Annotated in this window: 20 protein-coding genes and 1 riboswitch; of the genes, 9 read left to right on the top strand and 11 right to left on the bottom strand. The window is 72.7% G+C overall.

Features of this window, described 5'->3' with window-relative positions; translation table 11 throughout:
- Positions 1-34 precede the first annotated feature (34 nt).
- The 4 genes from SPRI_RS14860 to SPRI_RS14875 form a co-directional block, all read right to left on the bottom strand.
- Positions 35-2,524, bottom strand: a complete 2,490-nt coding sequence (locus tag SPRI_RS14860; protein ID WP_005313126.1) for a DUF4132 domain-containing protein — start codon at positions 2,522-2,524, stop codon at positions 35-37.
- A complete protein-coding gene (locus SPRI_RS14865) occupies positions 2,524-2,817 on the bottom strand; it encodes a hypothetical protein (protein ID WP_005313128.1) in 294 nt (97 codons plus the stop codon). Before SPRI_RS14865 ends, SPRI_RS14860 begins: the two co-directional genes overlap by 1 nt.
- A gap of 29 nt (positions 2,818-2,846) precedes the next feature.
- Positions 2,847-3,302, bottom strand: coding sequence for an Lrp/AsnC family transcriptional regulator (locus SPRI_RS14870; protein ID WP_005313131.1), 456 nt, complete (start codon positions 3,300-3,302; stop codon positions 2,847-2,849).
- Between the two features lie 177 nt (positions 3,303-3,479).
- Entirely contained in the window at positions 3,480-4,322 is an 843-nt protein-coding gene (locus SPRI_RS14875; RefSeq protein WP_037773924.1) for an alpha/beta fold hydrolase, read from the bottom strand.
- A 124-nt stretch (positions 4,323-4,446) separates the two neighbouring features.
- Between SPRI_RS14875 and SPRI_RS14880 the strand changes: the two genes are divergently transcribed.
- Genes SPRI_RS14880 through SPRI_RS14890 form a run of 3 tightly spaced genes read left to right on the top strand, consistent with a single transcriptional unit; the run spans position 4,447 to position 6,034 of the window.
- Positions 4,447-4,890 (top strand): hypothetical protein, encoded by a 444-nt coding sequence (locus SPRI_RS14880; protein WP_005313136.1) that lies wholly within the window; start codon positions 4,447-4,449, stop codon positions 4,888-4,890.
- Positions 4,827-5,300: a thiol-disulfide oxidoreductase DCC family protein gene (locus SPRI_RS14885; RefSeq protein WP_005313139.1), complete on the top strand. Its 474-nt coding sequence runs from the start codon at positions 4,827-4,829 to the stop codon at positions 5,298-5,300. Before SPRI_RS14880 ends, SPRI_RS14885 begins: the two co-directional genes overlap by 64 nt.
- 11 nt (positions 5,301-5,311) lie before the next feature.
- Positions 5,312-6,034 (top strand): TetR/AcrR family transcriptional regulator, encoded by a 723-nt coding sequence (locus SPRI_RS14890; protein ID WP_037776397.1) that lies wholly within the window; start codon positions 5,312-5,314, stop codon positions 6,032-6,034.
- Between the two features lie 22 nt (positions 6,035-6,056).
- Here the strand turns inward: SPRI_RS14890 and SPRI_RS14895 are convergent, their stop codons facing one another.
- Entirely contained in the window at positions 6,057-7,556 is a 1,500-nt protein-coding gene (locus SPRI_RS14895) for a metallophosphoesterase (RefSeq protein ID WP_053556998.1), read from the bottom strand.
- A gap of 2 nt (positions 7,557-7,558) precedes the next feature.
- On the bottom strand, positions 7,559-7,819 hold the full coding sequence (locus SPRI_RS14900) for an SCO4848 family membrane protein (RefSeq protein WP_005313152.1): 261 nt from the start codon (positions 7,817-7,819) through the stop codon (positions 7,559-7,561).
- A 190-nt stretch (positions 7,820-8,009) separates the two neighbouring features.
- Between SPRI_RS14900 and SPRI_RS14905 the strand changes: the two genes are divergently transcribed.
- The gene (locus SPRI_RS14905; RefSeq protein WP_324616028.1) at positions 8,010-9,194 is read left to right on the top strand and encodes a D-alanyl-D-alanine carboxypeptidase family protein; all 1,185 of its coding nucleotides are present in this window, start codon (positions 8,010-8,012) and stop codon (positions 9,192-9,194) included.
- Here SPRI_RS14905 and SPRI_RS14910 read toward each other — a convergent pair.
- From SPRI_RS14910 to trpS, 3 genes are all read right to left on the bottom strand, one after another.
- On the bottom strand, positions 9,142-10,065 hold the full coding sequence (locus tag SPRI_RS14910; protein WP_005313157.1) for a YihY/virulence factor BrkB family protein: 924 nt from the start codon (positions 10,063-10,065) through the stop codon (positions 9,142-9,144). The two genes, SPRI_RS14905 and SPRI_RS14910, sit on opposite strands and share 53 nt — an antisense overlap.
- 88 nt (positions 10,066-10,153) lie before the next feature.
- Entirely contained in the window at positions 10,154-10,735 is a 582-nt protein-coding gene (locus tag SPRI_RS14915; RefSeq protein ID WP_005313159.1) for a 2'-5' RNA ligase family protein, read from the bottom strand.
- A 117-nt stretch (positions 10,736-10,852) separates the two neighbouring features.
- A complete protein-coding gene (gene trpS, locus SPRI_RS14920) occupies positions 10,853-11,866 on the bottom strand; it encodes a tryptophan--tRNA ligase (RefSeq protein WP_005313162.1) in 1,014 nt (337 codons plus the stop codon).
- On the opposite strand from trpS, the gene SPRI_RS14925 reads away from it, so the two are divergent.
- The 3 genes from SPRI_RS14925 (at position 11,865) to SPRI_RS14935 (ending at position 14,454) form a co-directional block, all read left to right on the top strand.
- Positions 11,865-12,539, top strand: a complete 675-nt coding sequence (locus tag SPRI_RS14925; protein ID WP_078535273.1) for an RNA polymerase sigma factor — start codon at positions 11,865-11,867, stop codon at positions 12,537-12,539. The two genes, trpS and SPRI_RS14925, sit on opposite strands and share 2 nt — an antisense overlap.
- On the top strand, positions 12,532-13,452 hold the full coding sequence (locus SPRI_RS14930) for a hypothetical protein (RefSeq protein WP_078535274.1): 921 nt from the start codon (positions 12,532-12,534) through the stop codon (positions 13,450-13,452). Before SPRI_RS14925 ends, SPRI_RS14930 begins: the two co-directional genes overlap by 8 nt.
- Positions 13,453-13,731: 279 nt before the next feature.
- Positions 13,732-14,454 (top strand): hypothetical protein, encoded by a 723-nt coding sequence (locus SPRI_RS14935; RefSeq protein ID WP_037773926.1) that lies wholly within the window; start codon positions 13,732-13,734, stop codon positions 14,452-14,454.
- Positions 14,455-14,525: 71 nt separating this feature from the next.
- Here SPRI_RS14935 and SPRI_RS14940 read toward each other — a convergent pair whose 3' ends face one another.
- A complete protein-coding gene (locus SPRI_RS14940; RefSeq protein ID WP_005313174.1) occupies positions 14,526-15,794 on the bottom strand; it encodes a serine hydroxymethyltransferase in 1,269 nt (422 codons plus the stop codon).
- A 43-nt stretch (positions 15,795-15,837) separates the two neighbouring features.
- Positions 15,838-15,929, bottom strand: a riboswitch (ZMP/ZTP riboswitch).
- 130 nt (positions 15,930-16,059) lie between these two features.
- Between SPRI_RS14940 and rocD the strand changes: the two genes are divergently transcribed.
- Positions 16,060-17,283, top strand: a complete 1,224-nt coding sequence (gene rocD / locus SPRI_RS14945; RefSeq protein ID WP_005313177.1) for an ornithine--oxo-acid transaminase — start codon at positions 16,060-16,062, stop codon at positions 17,281-17,283.
- A 331-nt stretch (positions 17,284-17,614) separates the two neighbouring features.
- Here rocD and pdxR read toward each other — a convergent pair whose 3' ends face one another.
- Positions 17,615-19,024: a MocR-like pyridoxine biosynthesis transcription factor PdxR gene (gene pdxR, locus SPRI_RS14950; RefSeq protein ID WP_005313181.1), complete on the bottom strand. Its 1,410-nt coding sequence runs from the start codon at positions 19,022-19,024 to the stop codon at positions 17,615-17,617.
- 47 nt (positions 19,025-19,071) lie between these two features.
- Between pdxR and SPRI_RS14955 the strand changes: the two genes are divergently transcribed.
- Positions 19,072-19,605, top strand: a complete 534-nt coding sequence (locus SPRI_RS14955) for a carboxymuconolactone decarboxylase family protein (protein ID WP_005313185.1) — start codon at positions 19,072-19,074, stop codon at positions 19,603-19,605.
- Positions 19,606-19,608: the final 3 nt, after the last annotated feature.

The raw sequence follows: 19,608 nt of genomic DNA on the forward strand, positions 1-19,608 counted from the left end.
GGACGCGAGGGCCCGCCGGAACCGCCGGGCGCCCTCACAACTGGCTCAGGATCGTGGGGTCGGTGATCTCCGTGTCCCTGGCCAGGAGCACCGCCTTGCTGAGGATCACGGAGATCATCCGGTCGCCCTCGAACGGCAGAGCCCCCGGGTCCGCCGTGGCGGCGCCCGCCTCGGGGACGATGCACAGATACCGCTCGTGCGGGTCGATGAGGACGTTCCCGGAGCCGAGGTGGACGCGGTACCGGTGACGGTCGCCGCGGACGCGGAGGAACCGGCCGTCGACCGTGCAGCGGTCGGCGATCGCCAGCCGGGGCACGAGGCGGGCCAGCAGGTCCCTGCGTGTCTCGGCCGTCTGTGAGAGCTCCCCGAAGCCGTACGACGCCCAGTAGTCGCGGTGACGGCCGCGTGGGCCGCCGTCCTGCCAGGTGGGATCGTTGCCGATGGAGGCCACGCCCACGAACAGGTCGACGTCCCGCAGGACTTCAGAGAGGACGAGCTCCGGTATCTCCGTGAGCGGGAGCGGGTCGTGCGGTTCGCCGCTGCGGGAGCGGTGGAGGTCGGGGCGGTAGTCGCCGCCTCCCGCGTGCGCCCGGTTGGCCGGGGCGCCGAGCCGGTGGAAGCGCACCTGGTCGGTGGAGATCCTGGTGTACGCGCCGGCGCCCGTGAGGTCGCCCTCCTCCCGGCCGCCGATGCCTTCGACCCAGAACTCCGCGCGCAGGCCCCACTCGGGCAGCTCACGGAAGGCGGGCGGGTAGCTGTCGTCCACGCACAGCCGGAGCCGGGCGGTCCATCCGCGCACCGCCGCCAGCGCGTTGAACTGGTGCTGGCGCAGTACATGGCCCGCGAAGCGGTTGGAGTACGTCCCGGTGGCGCGCTCGGCGTCGGTGAGCGGGTAGACCTCGCGGTGGGCCTGCTTGAAGGGCTGGGTGACCTGCTTCGTCTCCAGCCACTCCCGCCAGGCCGCGACTTCCGCGGCGGGCCTGCCGACAGGGTGCCACAGCTCCACGGGCGCGGTGGCCGCTGCGCACACCGGGTCGCCGTCGACGGTGCGCAGGTCCGTGCCGTCGAAGGCCGCGGGTGTGCCGCCGACCAGCCAGACGAGACGGCGGGCGACCGTGCCGGCGAGCGGATGGTCGAGATGGCGTTCGCGCCACGCCCGGTACGTCCAGCTCCGGCGGGCCAGGAACTGCCGGTCGAGCCGCTCGGAGCAGGCCGTGAGCATCTTGTCGATGTCCTTGGCCGCGGCGCGCAGTCGCCTCACCTCGTCGGGGAAGTCGCGCCGTACGGCGGCCGGTGGTGACCCCAGCTCCTTGCCGGCGGCCGTGCGCCAGGTCAGCGCCGCCTTGCCGCCGTGCACGCCGAGCACGGCGGTGGTGTCGCCGAGCGGCTGTTCGCCGCGGCCCACTTCGGTCAGGCCGTGGGCGGGGACGGCCAGTTCCTCGACGTCCTCGCGCCCCAGCCCCAGCTCCTGCGCCCGGGCGTCGAGAGCCGCGCCGAGCTGCTTGAGCGTGCCCTTGTACGTGACCTTGACGGACAGTCTGGCCAGCTCCGCGAGTGCCGCCTCGCTCTGGCACGCGGACAGGGCGGTGACGCCCGCGCCGGCGATCTTCGGGGCCCGGGCGCCGACACCGGGGACCTTGCGCAGCGCCGTCTCCACGAGGGCGCCCAGAGCACGGGCGATGTCCGGCGAGGCGGGCAGCTGCGCGGCGAGCCAGGCGGCGCCACGGAGGGCGTCGGTGTTGCACGGGTCGAACAAGGCGTTGTGGTCGGGCCATCCGGGCCTTGTGTACAGGGTGAGGGTGCGGGGAGCGCCGGTCAGCCGGAGCCAGCCGAGCACCGTCTGCTCGAGCTCACCGGGCCCGATCTCGTCGATCAGGGCGGCAGCGGCCTGCCGCCACTTCGCGGTGGGCCGGGCGGAGGTCGCGGTGCGCAGATGCTCCAGCAGCCGTCCTCCCGCGTCCCCGAGACGCTCGGCGTCGGCGAGCGCCCGGTCCGCCCACGCCTCGCCGGGGTTGAGCAGCGGGTGCTCGATGCGCCTCAGCAGGGCTGCCAGTTCGGGCGAGTGGGCGTAGGTGTCCGTCATGGTGCGCCGCAGGACGGCGGTGAACGGGCCGGGCAGGCCGCGCCCGGCGTCCAGTTCGCCCCGGGCGAGCGAGATCAGCTCGGCGTAGGTGTGCAGGGAGTAGGCGGTGCCCAGTTCGTCGATGCGCCGGAGCCGTTCGACGCTGAGCTCCCCGTCCGGCAGGCCGCGGCCCGCGATGCCGGCGAGGGTCATCACCACGCCGCGCACCTGCTCGGTGTCGGTGCCGTTCTGGAAGCGGCGGACCAGGGTATCGGCGAGTTCCTTGCGCCGGTCGGTGGTCAGAGCGCCGATCGACCGCGGGATCCGTGCCCGCTCACCGTCCCACCGGTTGCCCGCCAGGGTGCCGATCCGCACCAGGTCCCGCGCCAGTCCGGCCATGTCGCCGTCCGCGATGCGGTCCTCGACCCGGCGGACCGCGTCACGCTCCTGCGTCGTCGCCATCAGCCACCCACCAGGGGGACGAGCCGGAGGAAGGTGACCTCGGTGGCGGCGGTGAGGTCCACGCGCTCGTCGAGGCCGGTGAGCTGACGGTCCCCCACGAGCACCAGGAAGCCGTTGCCCCCGAAGTCCGCCAGGGCGCGCTCGTACGCCTCCTGGGCGCCCTCGGGCGTCTCCTCGAAGATCCGGCGGCGGATCAACTCGGCGAGGGTCAGGCGCTCTTCCGTGACGGGCAGCCCCAGGACGTCCCGCCGGCCACCCGATGTCGTCTCGTCGACGAAGGTCACCATTGCCATGACCGAACAGTAGGACGCCCCACCGACAGTCAGGCCCCGAGGGGCGTGTCCAGCGGGGAGACGGGGCGTTCGAAGAACGTCTCCAGCGAGACGGTCGCCTGGGTGCCGCTGACGCCTTCGATCGCGTACAGCCGGCGCAGCACGTCCTGGAGTTGTTCGGTGGTGGCGGTGCGCACCTTCACCAGGACGGAGGCGGTGCCCGCGATGACGTGGGCCTCCTGGATCTCGGGAATCGCGGCGAACGCCTCCGCGGACTCGCCCATCCAGGCCGAGGACTCGACCATCACGAACGCCAGCACCCCGCGCCCGAGGGCGGCGGGGTCCACGTCGACCGTGGTGCGGCGGATGACGCCGCGTTCGCGCAGTTTCCGTACCCGTTCGTGCGCGGCGCCGGCGGACAGGCCGACCGCCTTGCCGAGGGCCGCGTAGGCCGACGTGGCGTCCTCCTGGAGGAGGGCGATGAGTTCACGGTCCGTGGCGTCCATGGGGGCGACCATAGCGCCTGGCGGCTCACCCCTGGCCGGCCGAAGTTCGTTCGGCGTCCCCCCGGAAAGGGCTGACGACGTCCAGAGGGAGCCCTCCGCCGGGCCGCCCGTTCCCGGGGCGGACGCGGATCCGCCGCGGGCCGTACGTACGGGCGACGGACCCGCGGCGCCATGGGCCTAGCGGGAGACGTTCTCGGTGATCCCGGCGAGGAATCCGGTGATGAGGCGGGTGACTTCCGCCGGCCGCTCCAGAGACGGGAGGTGCTGGGCCCAGTCCAGTTCCACATGGCGGGCGCCCGGAATCAGGGCGGGCAGACCGGCCGCGATCTGCCGGAAGTCCTCCACGTCGTGCGCGCCGGAGACGGCGAGGCAGGGCGCGTCGATCCGGGAGAGGTCGGGCTCGGCCGGCTGCGCGGGCCCGGCACCGGCCTCCCCGGCGCCGGGCGTCTCCTCGTCGTCGGCGCTGCCCTCTGCGGGCACCGCGTCGGCAAACTCCTTCTCGGCGGCCAGTTGGACCTCGAAGGCGTGCCGTTGCATCCGCCGCACGGCCTCGCGCGTCTCGTCGTCGGCATCGGGTCCGAGCCAGGTGGAGACGTTCAGTTCGACGGCCGCCTCGAGGTCACCGGCCTCGAGCAGGGCGTCCTCCTTGCGGCCGAATGCCATGAGCCGGGGGCCCGGCGGGCGCCCCGGCTGCCCGGCGCAGAGCAGCATCAGCGCGACGGCGCGCTCCGGCCGGCGCCCGGCCAGTTCCAGGGCGACCTTGCCGCCGTAGGACGACCCGATCAGGGTGGCCCGGTCGATGCCGAGGGTGTCGAGGAGTTCGAGGACGTCGTCGGCGTCGCTGTAGGGGCCTGTTTCCGCGGGCGTTTCGCCGAACCCCCGGAAGTCGCAGCGCACCACCTCGTACCCGGCGTCCGCGAGCGACTGCCACTGGAGGTCCCACATGCGCCGGTCGCACACGCCCGAGTGCAGCAGCACGACGGTGGGCCCCTGGCCGGTCCGGTCGAAAGAGATCGTCATGGGGCCCGACCTTAAGCGCCCCTGCCGGTGGCCGCCTGCATTTTCCCGATGGCTTGAACATGTTCAAAAGTAGGTCTACAGTCAGGACCGCCAGCTTTTGAACATGTTCAAGGGAGGGTGGGGCATGGACCTCACTGTTGTCACGTACGTCGCCTACCTGCTGATCAGCGTCGGGCTCACCGTCTGGGTCGCACGCACCCTCAGCAAGAACGGCCGGATCTTCCTCGCCGACGTACTCAAGGGGAACGAGAAGCTGGCGGAGGCCGTCAACCACCTTCTGGTGGTCGGCTTCTACCTGGTGAACCTCGGCTTCGTCGCGCTCTACCTCAAGACGGCCGACGCGATCGACGAGGCCCGCGGCCTCCTGGAGGCCCTGTCCGTCAAGGTCGGTGTCGTCCTGCTCGTCCTCGGCGTCATGCACCTCGGCAACGTCTACGTCCTCAACAAGATCCGCCGTCGCGGCGTGATGGAGGACCGGCAGACCCCGCCGGTCGGCCCCCAGGGATGGACCCGGCAGGCGCCCGAGGGTCCGTGGGCCCCGCCCGCCACCGGCACGGCCGGAGTGTGACACCGGTGAGCATCGCGGTCCGGGCCCTGACCGTCCTGTACGACGCCGACTGTTCCCTCTGCGTGCATCTGCGGAGCTGGCTGCTGCGACAGCCCAAGCTCGTGCCGCTCCGGTTCGTGGCCGCGGGGTCGGCCGCGGCCCGCCGCGGCTACCCGCAGCTCGACCACGCCCGCACGATGCGCGAGATCACCGTCATCGGGGACCGCGGCCAGGTCTACACGGGCCAGGCCGCCTGGATCGTGTGCCTGTGGGCGCTGGCCGAGCACCGGCCCAAGGCCCACTGGCTCGCCACCCCGGCCGGCGCCCCGTTCGTACGCGTCACGATGCTCGCGGCGGCCAAGTACCGCGAGATGACCGGCGCGGGGACGGGCGCCGCTCCCTGCGACGACCGGTGCTCCGCACCCGGCTAGGCTCGGACACCGTGACTGAAGCGAACGACCCCGCCGGCACGAGGGCCCCCAAGAGCGAGCAGACCCGGACGCTCATCCTCGAGACCGCGCTCCGGCTCTTCCAGGAGCGCGGCTACGACAAGACGACGATGCGGGCCATCGCCAAGGAAGCCGGGGTCTCGGTAGGGAACGCCTACTACTACTTCGGCTCCAAGGAACACCTCGTCCAGGGCTTCTACGACCGGATCGCCGCGGAGCACCAGGCGGCGGTCCGGCCGGTGCTGGACAAGGAGACGGACTTCGAGGCGCGGATGGCCGGAGTGCTCACCGCGTGGCTGGACATCGCCGCGCCGTACCACGAGTTCGCGGCCCAGTTCTTCAAGAACGCTGCCGACCCGGAGAGCCCGCTCAGCCCCTTCTCCCCCGAGTCCGAGCACGCCCGCGAGGCCGCCATCGACGTCCACCGGGAGGTGCTGGCCGGGTCGAAGTCGAAGGTGGCGGAGGAACTGCGGGACATACTTCCCGAGTTGATGTGGCTCTCCCAGATGGGACTGGTCCTGTACTGGGTCTTCGACCGGTCGGAGGGGAGCGAGCGCAGCAGGCGGCTGGCCGTGCGCGGCGCCAAGCTGACCGCCCGGGGTGTGGCCCTGTCCCGCTTCCGGGTGCTGCGCCCGCTCGTCCGCGAAGTGCACGAACTGTTCACGGACTTCCTCCCCGGCATGGCGGAGACCGTGGCGGCGCGCAAGAAGGCCTGACCCGCACGCGGGCGGGATCGCCCTACGCCTGCCGCGACGCCAGCTCCACGACGGTGATGTCCGAGGACGCCCCGACCCGCACCGGCGGGCCCCAGGCGCCCGCGCCCCGGCTCACGTACAGCTGGGTGTCGCCGTAGCGTTCCAGGCCGGCCACGGTGGGGTTGGCCAGTGCCGCCAGGTGGTTGCCGGGCCACAGCTGGCCGCCGTGCGTGTGGCCGGACAGCTGGAGGTCGACGCCCTGCTCGACGGCGTCGTGGATGACGACGGGCTGGTGGGCGAGGAGCACGGCGGCGCGGGAGCGGTCCCGGTCGCCGAGTGCCTTCACGAAGTCGGGCCCCTGGCCCTCGTCCTCGCCGGCCACGTCGTCGACGCCGGCCAGGTCGAACCCCCCGGCGATCTCGACGCGTTCGTTGCGCAGGGGCCGCAGTCCGAGCTCCCGGACGTGGTCGACCCACTCGTCCGCGCCGGAGAAGTACTCGTGGTTGCCGGTCACGAAGAACGAGCCGTGGCGGGAGCGGAGCCGGGCGAGCGGCTCCGCCGCCGATCCGAGGTCGGCCACCGACCCGTCGACGAGATCACCGACGACGGCGACGAGGTCGGGCTGGGTGGCGTTGATGGAGTCGACGATGCGCTGCGTGTGGGACCGGCCCAGGATCGGCCCGAGGTGGATGTCGCTGACGACGGCGATACGGAAGCCGTGCGCGGCCCGCGGGAGCTTCGCCAGCGGGACGGTCACCCGCTTGACGCGCGGGCCCCGGAGCACCCCGTAGGTGCCGTACCCGACGGTGCCGAGCGCGGCGGTGGCGGCTGCTCCGCCGACGATCCGGGAGACGAACAGCCGCCGCGACACGCCGGCGGGGCCCTCGGCGCCGGCCGTGGCGCTCGTCCCTGTGCCGGGTGCGGCGGGGCCGCCGGTGCCGGCGTCCGCGTCGGTCCCGGAGCGGGTGCCGGCGTCCGCGTCGGTCCCGGTGTCCTTCGCTGTGCCGGACGACGGCGCCGCCGCCGGGGCGCTGTCGACGGCCACCGCGGCAGCCCGGCCGTGATCGGCACCGGCGTCCCGCGCCGTCCCTTGGAGGGCGGCGCCGGCCGGACGCCGGTCCCCCGCCGTCCCGGACGCCTGCGTCGCCCCTGCCGCGGCCGTGGCCCCGGAAGGCTTCGAGGGCTCGCCGTCCTCGTCCCGGCCGCCCGCGGCAGCCCGGTCACGTCGGTCCAGCACCCTGCGCAGCACGGGGCGTACCACCTCGCCGGCCAGCAGTGCCAGAACCAGGTAGAGCAGTACCGCCAGCCAGAGGTAGCCCGGCCAGGCGAGGATCCGCTCCAGCCAGAAGGGCGCCCCGACGCGCCCCGAGGTGAGGGCGGCGAAGGACAGCAGGGGCAGCACCCAGAGCGCCACCGTGCCGAGCCGGCGGGCGAGCCCGCCCGGAGCGGTCGTGTCGCGGATCAGCCTCCGCCACACGTACCAGTGGACCCCGGCGAGCAGGGAGACGACCAGAATGATCACGAGTACGACGACAGCCGCCACGATCAGCTCCCTGTTCCCTGATTGCGCTCACGGCGCGAGGCGCGCACGCCGCGCAACCCGATGACCCCGATGACCGTCCCCAGAACAAAGGATGTGACGGCGAGCAGCAGATGGACCCAGAAGTAGCCGGTGGGATCGCCCGCGTCGTCGAAGGCGAGCCCGCTGCCGTCCTTCCACAGGTTCTTGACGAAAGTGATCCAGATGAACCAGCTCCACACCCCGAACGCGAGCAGGAACCAGGAGACGGAGCGGCTGAGCTTCATGAAGCAAGTATCGCGGCCGTCCGCCGACCGGGTTGTCCGGGGTGGGCTGTCCTGGCGTCAGATCCGGACGAACAGCGGGCCGATCTCCATATTGTCAGGCGGGCCCTGTACGTTCTCGTCCGTGTCTGCTCTGAAAACCACCGCGCGAAGGACCGCGTTGACGGTCCTGGCCGCCGCGTTGCTGCCCGCGATGACCGCTGCCCCCGCCTTCGCGGCCATGCAGGACGACAATCCGGAGCGGAAGAAGCCCAAGCCGCCGGCCGTCATGTCCTCGGTCGGCGGGTCCCTGCTGGCGAAGCCGGGCACGCAGGTCCGGCTCGGTCCCGGCGCGCCCGTCCTCCCCAAGGACGTCAGCGGCCGGTCATGGATCGTCGCGGACGCCGAGAGCGGAGAGGTGCTCGCCTCGCACAACGCGCACTGGCGGCTGCCCCCGGCGTCGACCATGAAGATGCTCTTCGCGGACACACTGCTGCCACGGCTGCCGAAGACCACCGTCCACAAGGTCGCCCCCGCGGAACTCGCGGACGTCGGCGCCGGCAGCAGCCTCGTGGGGATCAAGGAGAACCACACCTACACCGTCCACGACATGTGGCTCGGCGTGTTCCTGCGTTCCGGCAACGACGCCGTCCATGTCCTGTCGGCGATGAACGGCGGCATCAGCCGGACGGTCGCGGACATGCAGGCGCACGCGGAGGAGCTCCAGGCGCTCGACACCAAGGTCGTCTCCCCCGACGGCTACGACGCCCCCGGCCAGGTGTCGTCCGCCTACGACCTCACCCTGATCGCCCGCAGCGGTATGCAGAAGAAGGACTTCCGCGAGTACTGCTCGACGGTGAGCGCCGACTTCCCCGGCGAGCAGAAGAAGGGCAAGAAGCGCGGCACCTTCAAGATCCAGAACACCAACCGGCTGCTCACCGGGGCGAGCGGCATCAGCCCGTACAAGGGCATCGCGGGGGTGAAGAACGGCAGCACCACGCACGCCGGCTCGACCTTCACCGGTGTCGCAGAGCGCAACGGCAAGGTGCTGCTCGTCACCGTCATGAACCCGGACTCGGGCGAGAGCCAGGCCGTCTACAAGGAGGCGGGCAGGCTCCTGGACTGGGGCTTCGCGGCGGCCGGCAAGGTGCAGCCGGTGGGTGAGCTGGTCCCGCCGAAGTCGGCGGAGCCCGCGGCGTCCCTCGACCCGCAGCCCGTCAAGGACGAGGGCAAGGACGAGCCCGCCGGCCCGGTCGCCGCCTCGCAGACCGGCTCGAGCGGAATCGGCGTCGCGCTGAGCGTCGCCGGCGCCGTCCTGGCAGGTCTCGGGACCGCGATGTTCCTGATCAAGCGCCGGTGGCCGCTGCCGGACCGGGTGCGTCGCGGGTCGCGTCCGTAGCGGACCGGGCAGGCTCCTCCTCCTTGCTCTGCGTCGCCGTCCAGGCGGCGCAGAACAACAGCAGCTTGGCGGTGAAGTTGATCCACAGCAGCAGGGCGATCGGCACGCCGAACGCGCCGTACATGCTCCTCGAGGCGACCCCGCTGATGTAGCCGCCGAGCAGCAGCTTCAGCAGTTCGAAGCCGACCGCGCCGATCAGCGCGGCCACGACCAGACGACGGCGCGGCGGCTGGACCCCCGGCAGCAGGGTCAGCACGTAGAGCAGGATCAGGAAGTTCGCCAGCACACCGACCGCGACGGCGGCGGCCTTCACCAGCACCCCGCCGACGCCGCCCTCGTCGAGGCCGAGCAGATCGGCGGTCCGGCCGACGGTCATGGACCCGAGCGCGGAGGCCGCGAACGAGGCGAGGCCGGTGCAGCCGAGACCGGCGAGCACCCCCACGTCCTTGACCTTCCGGACCACCGGGTTGCCCTCGTCCTCGTCGTCGCGCTCCCACACGGCCCGCAGACACTCCCGCATCGAGCCGACCCAGCCGACGCCCATCAGCAGCAGCAGCGCGCCGGCGACGACGCCGACGGTGCCCGCGTTGGCCACCAGCGCCTGGATGTCGAGCTGGTCGGAGATGCCCGGCACCTGCTCGGCGATCTTGTCGTCGAGCTTGTCCAGCGCCTGCTGGTCGAGCGCGGCCGCGACGATCGCCGCCGCGACGGTGATCAGCGGGAAGAGCGCCAGGAAGCTGAGGAAGGTGATCGCGGCGGCCAGACGCGTCCAGTGGACCCGGTCGAGCGTCTCGTACGACCGCCAGGCATGGGTGCGCATCAGCCGCTGCACGATCGGGCCGACGACGGGGAGCTTGATCAGCCAGTCCATGGGTTACGCCTACCCGCAGTGACGCCTCGCAGGCACACGGCACGCCGGGCCGCCGCGGAACGCTACGCGCGGTGACCGGCGGGCGGGGTCAGAGGGTGGTGACGTGGTCGTCGACGGGGGCGCCCTGCGAGGGCACCCCGGAGATGCCGCCGCCGAAGGCGTAGGTGCTGAGCTTGCGCCACACGGCGTCGGCGCCCTGCTCGTAGAGCGAGAAGGAGGCGCAGGTCCACTCGGCGCGGTACTCGGACAGCTCCTCGTACGCCCGGTCCATCGCCTCCTCGGAGATGCCGTGCGCCACCGTGACGTGCGGGTGATAAGGGAACTGCAGTTCGCGCACCAGCGGCCCGGACGCGTCCCGCACCCGCTTCTGGAGCCAGCTGCAGGCGGAGCCGCCCTCGACGACCTGGACGAAGACCACGGGCGACAGCGGGCGGAACGTGCCGGTGCCGGACAGCCGCATCGTGAAGGGCCGGCCGGCGGCGGCGACGGACGCGAGGTGCGCCTCCACCGCGGGAAGCAGCGACGAGTCGACCTCGGTGGGCGGCAGCAGCGTGACGTGAGTCGGAATGCCGTGCGCGGCGGGATCACCGAAGCCCGCGCGCCGCTCCTGGAGCAGGCTGCCGTAGGGCTCCGGGACCGCGATCGAAACGCCGAGCGTTACGGTCCCCACGTCGTTCTCCTCAGTCCTCGGTACGGATCGGTGAGCAGGTGTGCAGCCGCCAGTGTGGCGGCTGCACCCTCGCTGTGGCCAGAGTCCTTGGACACAGGTCCTCCGACTCTTTCCGGCTCAGTGCTTGGCCGGGACGAATCCCAACTTGTCGTACGTGTCGGCCAGCGTCTCCGCCGCGACCGCACGGGCCTTCTCCGCGCCCTTGGCCAGGATCGAGTCCAGCGTCTCCGTGTCGTCCAGGTATTCCTGCGTACGGGTCCGGAACGGTGTGACGAAGTCGACCATCACCTCGGCCAGGTCGGTCTTGAGCGCACCGTAGCCCTTGCCCTCGTACTTCTGCTCCAGATCGGCGATCGCCGTACCCGTGAGGGTGGAGTAGATGGTGAGCAGGTTGCTGACGCCCGGCTTCTCCTCGGCGTCGAAGCGGATCACCGTGTCGGTGTCGGTGACGGCGCTCTTGACCTTCTTCGCCGTCGTCTTCGGCTCGTCGAGGAGGTTGATCAGGCCCTTGGGCGTGGAGGCCGACTTGCTCATCTTGATCGTCGGGTCCTGGAGGTCGTAGATCTTGGCGACCTCCTTGACGATGTACGGCGCGGGGACGGTGAACGTCCGGCCGAAGCGGCCGTTGAAGCGCTCCGCGAGGTCACGGGTCAGCTCGACGTGCTGGCGCTGGTCCTCGCCGACCGGCACCGCGTCCGCCTGGTACAGCAGGATGTCCGCGACCTGGAGGATCGGGTAGGTGAACAGACCGACGGTGGCACGGTCGGCGCCGTGGCGGGCCGACTTGTCCTTGAACTGCGTCATGCGCGAGGCCTCACCGAAGCCCGTGAGGCAGTTCATCACCCACCCGAGCTGGGCGTGCTCGGGAACATGGCTCTGCACGAAGAGGGTGCAGCGCTCGGGGTCGAGGCCGGCCGCGAGCAGCTGGGCCGCGGCGAGGCGGGTGTTCGCACGCAGCTCTGCCGGGTCCTGCGGCACGGTGATCGCATGCAGGTCCACGACCATGTAGAAGGCGTCGTGGGTCTCTTGCAGGGCGACGTACTGGCGGATGGCGCCGAGGTAGTTCCCGAGGTGGAACGAACCGGCGGTGGGCTGGATACCGGAGAGCGCGCGGGGTCGGGATGAGGCCATGCACACCATTCTCTCAGGTGCGGAACCGATCTCCGGCCGCCGGTGTATCAATGGTGTGAGGACGCGGGAGGGGACCCTCGAGCGGGGTCCGGAGGGGGGCCGCCTCGTCGATGCCGAGGGCGCGGCGATCGCCCGTGTGCGCGCCGGAGAGCCGGAGGCGTACGCGGAGCTGGTCCGCGCGCACACGGCGGCCGCGCTGCGGGCGGCCGTGGCGTTCGGAGCGGGCGCGGACGCGGAGGACGTGGTGCAGAGCGCGTTCCTCAAGGCGTACCAGGCGCTGGGGCGCTTCCGGGAAGGGGCGGCGTTCCGGCCGTGGCTGCTGCGGATCGTCGCCAATGAGACGAGGAACACGGTGCGTTCGGCGGTGCGGCTGCGGGCGGTCGCCGGCCGGGAGGCACTGCTGCTGGGGCCGGAGCCGCTGATACCGGAGTCGGCCGATCCGGCGCTGGCCGCCGTCGCCCGGGAGCGGCGCGGGGTGCTGCTCGCGGCGCTGGCCGAGCTGACCGAGGAGCAGCGGCAGGTCGTCACCTACCGCTATCTGCTGGAGATGGACGAGGCGGAGACGGCGGAGGCGATCGGCTGCCCGCGGGGCACGGTCAAGTCCCGGCTGAACCGCGCCCTGGCCCGGCTGGGGCAGCTGATCAGGGGTGAGGGAGGTGAGGGGCATGGCTGACGGGGACGAGGGGCGCGAGCAGCGGGGCGCGGGCGCCGGTGAGGACCGCGAGGAGCGAGCAGGGCCGGCGCACGGCGGGCACGAGGAGCTGGCGGAGGAGCTGCGCGGGCTGGGGCGCGGTATCCGCATCCCGGACGTCGACGGCGAGACCATGGCGGAACGGGTCCTGGCGCAGCTCCTCGCCGAGTCGTACGCGACGCCCGCCGCCACGGAGGCGGCGGCACCGAGCCGTCCCCCGGCCCGGGCCGTTTCCCGGACGCGGCGGGCGGTGCGGTGGCTGCGCCGGCGGTGGCGCGCGCTGTCGGTGGGCCTGTCCGGGGTGCTGGTGGTCCTGGTGCTGACCCCGCCCGTGCGGGCGGCTGTCGCCGACTGGTTCGGCTTCGGCGGGGTCGAGGTGCACCACGATCCCGCCGCCCGGCCGTCGAAGGCCGCGGCCGTGCCCTGGTGCCAGGACCCGGTCGGTCTCGCCGAGGCGGGCCGGCGGGCCGGGTTCAAGCCCCGGGTGCCGGGCGCGCTGGGCGCCCCGGAGGCGGTGTCGGTGACGGTGGGCCCGGAGGGGCGCTCGGTGGTGAGCCTGTGCTGGCGCGAGGACGGCAGGACGGTCCGGCTGGACGAGTTCCCGGCGCGGCTGGACATCGGCTTCGCCAAGGAGGCCAGGCTGATGCCGCAGTGGCTGATGCTGGGCGACGACGGGACGGGCACGAGCACCCCGAGGTCGACCGGCCTGTGGTTCTCCGAACCGCACCGGCTGCGCTTCGCGATGACCGACGCCCACGGCGCCGCCTGGGTACAGGCCGAGCGGACGGCGGGGCCGACGCTGCTGTGGACGACGGCCGACGCCGTGACCACGCTGCGGCTGGAGGGTGTGGCGTCGGTCGAGCGGGCGGAGGAGATCGCCGAGTCGGCGCTTTGACGGGCTGCGGGCGTCGGCACGGCCCGCAGGGGTGCGGCACGGCCCGCAGGGGTGCGGCACGGCCCGCAGGGTCCGGGTCGGCAGGCGACGGCAGCCCGCAGGGGTCCGTGGGCTCCCGCGCCCGGCGGGATCGGTGAACCGTGTTCGGCGGCTGCGGAACCGGCGGGGAATCCGGCGGGCGGAATTCCCACCCTCGGGACGGAACCTGAAGCGCTCGGGCGGTGTACCAGAGATGACGCGGGTGCGGACGGTCCGGGCCGTGCGTCGGCTGGGGGAAGTATGCGACTTCTACGACGAGTTGCCGCACTGGCGGCCCTGCTCGCCCTGACGTGGGTCTTCGCGCCCGTGGCCGCGGCCGGCGGCCCGACGAGCGTGTTCCTCGTCTCTCCGGAGAGCGGTGAGACGGCCTCGCTGTACTACGCCGACAAGGAGTACGGGACGCTGACCGACCTGCTGGGGCCGACCGGTTCCGACGGTTCGAAGGAGCGGCCGCCGTCCCTCGACATGGCGATGGGGACTCGGCAGATCACGGTGACGTGGATGGTCCACGATGTGGATCCGTGGCGGGTCGACCGGCTGTATCCGGGCGACGAGCGGGACACCGTGTGGATCCACACCTCGACGGAGAGCGGCGGGGAACAGGGGACCTGGCACACGGCCCAGCGGCCCGGGAAGCTGATCGAGCTGCTGGGCGGGCTGGGACTGATGGGTGAGAAGTCGCCGTCCGGGGGCGGGGGCGGGGACTACCCACCCCCGTGGGAGCAGGACGCCGGCGCGACGGAGGAAGCCCCGGCCGGCCCGGCCGGCGGTCCGCCGGGCGAGGACCGGCCCCGGCCGACGGCCGCGGCGTCGACCTCCACGACCGGCTGGTGGTGGTCGATACCGGGCCTGGCGGCCGGCGCGGTCCTGGCCCTGTTCCTCCGTCCGCTGCTGCCGTCCTTCCCGTTCCGCCGCGGCGCCGGCGACCCGGGCCCGCGTCAAGAACTGCTGGACGCCCCCTAGGCCCGGGGCGAGACGGCCGGGCCGGGGCCTCGCGGGCCGGGCTCCGGGCCCGGCCCACAGGCCTCGACGGCTCAGGCCGGGAGGCCGGGTGCCGGGTGAGCGGCCATCAGGTCGGCCACCTCGGCGCGGATCGCCGCCAGCTCGTCCTCGTCACCCTTGCCGGCCGCCGCGACGCCCCGGTCGATCCACGCGGCGACGGCGGCCATGTGCTCCGTGCCGAGGCCACGGGAGGTCAGGGACGGCGTGCCGATGCGGATGCCGGACGGGTCGAACGGCTTCCGGGGGTCGTAGGGGACGGTGTTGTAGTTGACGACGATCCCGGCCCGGTCGAGCGCCTTGGCGGCCACCTTTCCGGGGACGTCCTTGGAGGTGAGGTCCATCAGGATCAGGTGGTTGTCGGTCCCGCCGGACACCAGGTCGAAACCGCGGGCGAGCAGTTCCTCCGCGAGCGCCTTGGCGTTGGCGACCACCTGGGCGGCGTAGTCACGGAAGGAGGGCTGCGAGGCCTCGTGGAGGGCGACGGCGATGGCGGCGGTGGTCTGGTTGTGCGGCCCGCCCTGGAGCCCGGGGAACACCGCCTTGTCGATGGCCTTGGCGTGTTCCTCACGGGACATCAGGATCGCGCCGCGCGGCCCGCGGAGCGTCTTGTGGGTGGTGGTGGACACGACGTCGACGTGCGGCACGGGCGAGGGGTGGGCGCCGCCCGCGATCAGGCCGGCGATGTGCGCGACGTCGGCGACGAGTACGGCCCCGGCCTCCCGGGCGATCTCCGCGAAGGCGGCGAAGTCGATGGTGCGCGGCAGTGCCGTGCCGCCGCAGAAGATGACCTTGGGCCGTTCCTTGAGGGCGAGCTCGCGCACCTCGTCGAAGTCGATGAGGCCGGTGTCCTGGCGTACGCCGTACTGGACGCCGCGGAACCACTTTCCGGTGGCGGAGACGCCCCAGCCGTGCGTGAGGTGGCCGCCCATGGGCAGGGCCATGCCCATGACCGTGTCGCCGGGCTCGGCGAAGGCGAGATACACGGCGAGATTGGCGGGCGAGCCGGAGTACGGCTGGACGTTGGCGTGGTCGACGCCGAAGAGGGACTTGGCGCGGGCGACGGCCAGCCGCTCGACCTGGTCGATGTTCTGCTGGCCCTCGTAGTACCGGCGGCCTGCGTAGCCCTCGCTGTACTTGTTCTGGAGCACCGTGCCGGAGGCCTCGAGCACGGCCTGGGAGACGTAGTTCTCACTGGGGATGAGCCGCAGCGTCTCGGACTGGAGCTGCTCCTCCGCGCCCACGAGAGCGGCGAGCTCGGGGTCGGTCGTGGAGAGGGCGGGGTGGGAGAGGGGAAGGGTCATGGGAATGGTCCTCCGGGGCGATCCGTGGTCGTCGGTCGTGTTCCCGGGGTGCCCAGGCGGGGCGACACCTCGTGCGAAAGCCCGCGCACGGCTTCCTCGGGGTCGTTTCCCCGTACGCCAGTCACCGTGCGTGCTGCCCACATTAGCGGCCCGTCGGGACACCGCGCGGTGCCGTCCACACTGCGAGCCGCGGCCGGCGGGCGACGATGGAAGGAGACGCCGGCCACGCCGGCGCCGGAGGTCCGACCCGACGATCGGAGGCCCCGTGCCGAGCTCGACATCCGCCCTCGCCGCCGCGGAGGCGCACAGCGCGCACAACTACCACCCGTTGCCGGTCGTCGTCGCCTCGGCGGACGGCGCCTGGATGACGGACGTCGAGGGACGCCGCTTCCTCGATCTGCTCGCCGGATATTCGGCCCTCAACTTCGGGCACTCCAACCGCCGGCTCGTCGAGGCCGCGAAGGCGCAGCTGGAACGGGTCACGCTGACCTCACGCGCCTTCCATCACGACCGGTTCGGGGAGTTCTGCGCGCAGCTCGCGGAGCTGTGCGGGATGGAGACGGTCCTGCCGATGAACACCGGCGCGGAGGCCGTGGAGACGGCCGTCAAGACCGCCCGCAAGTGGGGGTACCGGGTGAAGCGGGTGCCGGACAACATGGCCAAGATCGTCGTTGCGGCGAACAACTTCCACGGCCGGACGACCACGCTGATCAGTTTCTCGACCGACCCGGTCGCGAGGGCCGACCACGGTCCCTACACCCCCGGGTTCGAGATCGTCCCGTACGGGGACCTGACCGCGATGGGCGCGGCGGTCACGGAGAACACGGTGGCCGTACTGCTGGAGCCGATCCAGGGCGAGGCCGGGGTGCTGGTGCCTCCGGCCGGGTACCTGCCGGGCGTCCGAGCGCTCACTCGCGAGCGGAACGTGCTGTTCGTCGCGGACGAGATCCAGTCCGGTCTGGGCCGTACGGGCAGGACGTTCGCCTGCGAGCACGAGGGCGTGGTGCCGGACATGTATGTGCTCGGCAAGGCGCTGGGCGGCGGCGTGGTCCCGGTGTCCGCGGTGGTGTCCTCGGCCGAGGTGCTCGGCGTCCACCGGCCGGGCGAGCACGGTTCGACGTTCGGCGGGAACCCGCTGGCGTGCGCCGTCGCGCTGGAGGTGATCGCAATGCTGCGCACCGGCGAGTTCCAGCGGCGGGCCACCGAGCTGGGTGAGCGTCTTCACCACGAGCTGGGCCGGCTGGCCGCCGCGGGCGCAGTGACGGCCGTGCGCGGACGCGGGCTGTGGGCGGGTGTGGACATCGCACCGGACCGCGGCACCGGCCGGGAGGTCTCGGAGAAGCTGATGGATCGCGGTGTGCTGGTGAAGGAGACCCAGGGCGCCACGATCCGGATCGCACCGCCGCTGGTGATCAGCGAGGAGGACCTGGACTGGGGCGTGGCCCAACTCCGTGCGGTCCTGACGGACCGCCCGGCCCACGCGACGTGACGAGACCGGGCAAGCGGGGCTGGGCAGGCGTGCCCAGCCCGGGCCACCGGGCAAGCGGGGCCGAGCCGGACCGGGCCTGGGCCGGTAGGGGCCGGGCCGCGCCGCACGCGCCGGGCAGGCTGGCCAGCCCCGTGACAGGCCGGGCTGGGCCGGGCAGCCGGGGCGAGCGGGGCTTGGTCCTGCCGGGCAGCCTGGGCCCGGACCAGACGGCCCGGGCCCGACCGGCCCGGTGGCGGCGGTGGCTGCGTCGGTGAACGGCGCAACCCGCCCAGTGGGCGGTGCCCTGTGGCTCACGCCATCGAGCGGCGCAGCGCGCCCCGTGGGCGGCGGCTCACGCCAGGGAGCGGCACAGCGCGTCCAGCGCGCCCGACCACGCGCTGTCCGGCGGGGTCGCGTAGCCGACGACGAGCGCGTCGCCGCGCGGTGGGGCGTCCGCGTGACGGAAGCGGCCCATCGGCTCGACGGCCAGACCGTGCCAGGCCGCGGCCCGCACGGCGGACTGCTCGGTACCGGGCGGCAGTTCGAGAACCGCGTGCAGCCCCGCGGCGATGCCGCTGACCCGGATCTCCGGGGCGTGCTCCGCCAGCTGCCGCACCAGATGGTCGCGGCGTCGCCGGTAACGCAGCCGCATGCCCCGTACATGCCGGTCGTAGGCGCCGGACGCGATGAACTCGGCCAGGGTGAGCTGGTCCAGCGAGCTCGACGTCCACTCCACGCCGCCCTTGGCCGCGAGGACCTCGTCGATCAGGCTCTGGGGCAGCACCATCCACGCCAGCCGCAGTCCTGGGGCCAGGGACTTGCTCACCGTGCCCATGTGGACGACGCGTTCCGGGTCGAGGCCCTGGAGCGCGCCGACGGGCCGGCGGTCGTAGCGGAACTCCCCGTCGTAGTCGTCCTCGAGGATCAGGCCGCCCGTCCTGCGGGCCCAGTCGACGGCCGCGGTCCGCCGGTCCGGGTGCAGCGGCATCCCGACGGGGAACTGGTGGGCGGGCGTCATCAGCACCGCCCCGACGCCCCGCAGCCCGCCCTCGCCCAACCCCTCGGGGTTGGTGCCCAGTTCGTCGAAGGGGAGGGCAGGGATGCGAAGTCCCGCCTCGGTCAGGACGTCGCGGTGCTCGTCGAGTCCGTACGACTCGACCGCCACCTCCCTGACCCGGCGCTGCCGCAGCACCTTGCCCATCAGCATGAGCCCGTGCACGAAGCCGGAGCAGATCACGATGCGCTCGGGGTCGGCGTGCACCCCCCGGGCGCGGGCCAGGTAGTCGGCCAGCACGGTCCGCAACTCGACGCGGCCGCGCGCATCCCCGTAGCCGAAGGCCTCGTGGGGAGCGGCGTCCAGCGCGCGACGGGCCGCCTTGAGCCACTCCGCGCGGGGGAAGGAGGCCAGATCGGGACTGCCGGGCAGCAGGTTGTAGGCGGGTCGGCCGCGGGCCGGCCGGGTCCTCGCCGTGCTGCCTGCCGCGGCCTTCCGGGGCGCCGAGCGGCGGGCCACCCGGGTGCCGGAGCCCTGCCGTGCGGTGAGCCAGCCCTCCGCGACCAGTTCGGCGTAGGCGTCGGCGACCGTGTTGCGGGCGATCCCCAGGTCGGCGGCGAGCGAGCGGGACGAAGGCAGCCGGGCCCCAGGGGCGAGCCGGCCCGAGCGGGCGGCCTCCCGCAGCGCGTCCGTCAGGCCCTGCCGCAGCCTGGGCCCGCGTACGTCGAGGTGGAGGTCCGTACCGAAAGTGGACCACGAATCCGTCATGGAAATGGACCATACCGGTGCGCCACCGGCCTCCTAGGGTCGAAGCCATGACGACCACGAACACGACCGCGGACACGGCGGCGAAGGCGACCACGAACGGTACCCACGCCCCCGAGCACACCCCGCGCCTGGCCATGATGGAGCTGGCCCCCGACGTCTACAAGGCCATGGTCAAACTCGACCAGGCGGCACGCCGGCACCTCGACCCGGTGCTGCTGGAGCTGGTGAAGATCCGCGCCTCGCAGATCAACCACTGCGCGTTCTGCCTCGACATGCACAGCAAGGACGCGCTCGCGGCCGGCGAGTCGGTGGAGCGGATCGTGCAGCTCAGCGCCTGGGACGAGTCGCGGCACTTCTACACCGAGAAGGAGATCGCGGCGCTCGAGCTGACCGAGGCGGTCACCGTGCTCACCGACGGTTTCGTGCCCGACGAGGTCTACGAGAAGGCCGCCAAGCACTTCGAGGAGACCGAACTGGCCCATCTGGTCGCGGCGATCACGGTCATCAACGCCTGGAACCGCTTCGGCGTGACCGCCCGCCTGGCTCCCGGCCACTACACGCCCGGTTCGCTGAAGCACTGACGG

The sequence above is a fragment of the Streptomyces pristinaespiralis genome, assembly GCF_001278075.1.
In the GTDB taxonomy this organism is placed as follows: Bacteria; Actinomycetota; Actinomycetes; order Streptomycetales; family Streptomycetaceae; genus Streptomyces; species Streptomyces pristinaespiralis.

Excerpts from the sequence above, each read along its gene's own strand:
- SPRI_RS14860 (WP_005313126.1), bottom strand. The coding sequence starts at position 2,524 with ATGGCGACGACGCAGGAGCGTGACGCGGTCCGCCGGGTCGAGGACCGC.
- SPRI_RS14865 (WP_005313128.1), bottom strand. The coding sequence starts at position 2,817 with ATGGCAATGGTGACCTTCGTCGACGAGACGACATCGGGTGGCCGGCGG.
- SPRI_RS14870 (WP_005313131.1), bottom strand. The coding sequence starts at position 3,302 with ATGGACGCCACGGACCGTGAACTCATCGCCCTCCTCCAGGAGGACGCC.
- SPRI_RS14875 (WP_037773924.1), bottom strand. The coding sequence starts at position 4,322 with ATGACGATCTCTTTCGACCGGACCGGCCAGGGGCCCACCGTCGTGCTG.
- SPRI_RS14880 (WP_005313136.1), top strand. The coding sequence starts at position 4,447 with ATGGACCTCACTGTTGTCACGTACGTCGCCTACCTGCTGATCAGCGTC.
- SPRI_RS14885 (WP_005313139.1), top strand. The coding sequence starts at position 4,827 with ATGGACCCGGCAGGCGCCCGAGGGTCCGTGGGCCCCGCCCGCCACCGG.
- SPRI_RS14900 (WP_005313152.1), bottom strand. The coding sequence starts at position 7,819 with ATGAAGCTCAGCCGCTCCGTCTCCTGGTTCCTGCTCGCGTTCGGGGTG.
- SPRI_RS14905 (WP_324616028.1), top strand. The coding sequence starts at position 8,010 with ATGACCGCTGCCCCCGCCTTCGCGGCCATGCAGGACGACAATCCGGAG.
- SPRI_RS14910 (WP_005313157.1), bottom strand. The coding sequence starts at position 10,065 with ATGGACTGGCTGATCAAGCTCCCCGTCGTCGGCCCGATCGTGCAGCGG.
- SPRI_RS14925 (WP_078535273.1), top strand. The coding sequence starts at position 11,865 with ATGCACACCATTCTCTCAGGTGCGGAACCGATCTCCGGCCGCCGGTGT.
- trpS (WP_005313162.1), bottom strand. The coding sequence starts at position 11,866 with ATGGCCTCATCCCGACCCCGCGCGCTCTCCGGTATCCAGCCCACCGCC.
- SPRI_RS14930 (WP_078535274.1), top strand. The coding sequence starts at position 12,532 with ATGGCTGACGGGGACGAGGGGCGCGAGCAGCGGGGCGCGGGCGCCGGT.
- SPRI_RS14935 (WP_037773926.1), top strand. The coding sequence starts at position 13,732 with ATGCGACTTCTACGACGAGTTGCCGCACTGGCGGCCCTGCTCGCCCTG.
- SPRI_RS14940 (WP_005313174.1), bottom strand. The coding sequence starts at position 15,794 with ATGACCCTTCCCCTCTCCCACCCCGCCCTCTCCACGACCGACCCCGAG.
- pdxR (WP_005313181.1), bottom strand. The coding sequence starts at position 19,024 with ATGACGGATTCGTGGTCCACTTTCGGTACGGACCTCCACCTCGACGTA.
- SPRI_RS14955 (WP_005313185.1), top strand. The coding sequence starts at position 19,072 with ATGACGACCACGAACACGACCGCGGACACGGCGGCGAAGGCGACCACG.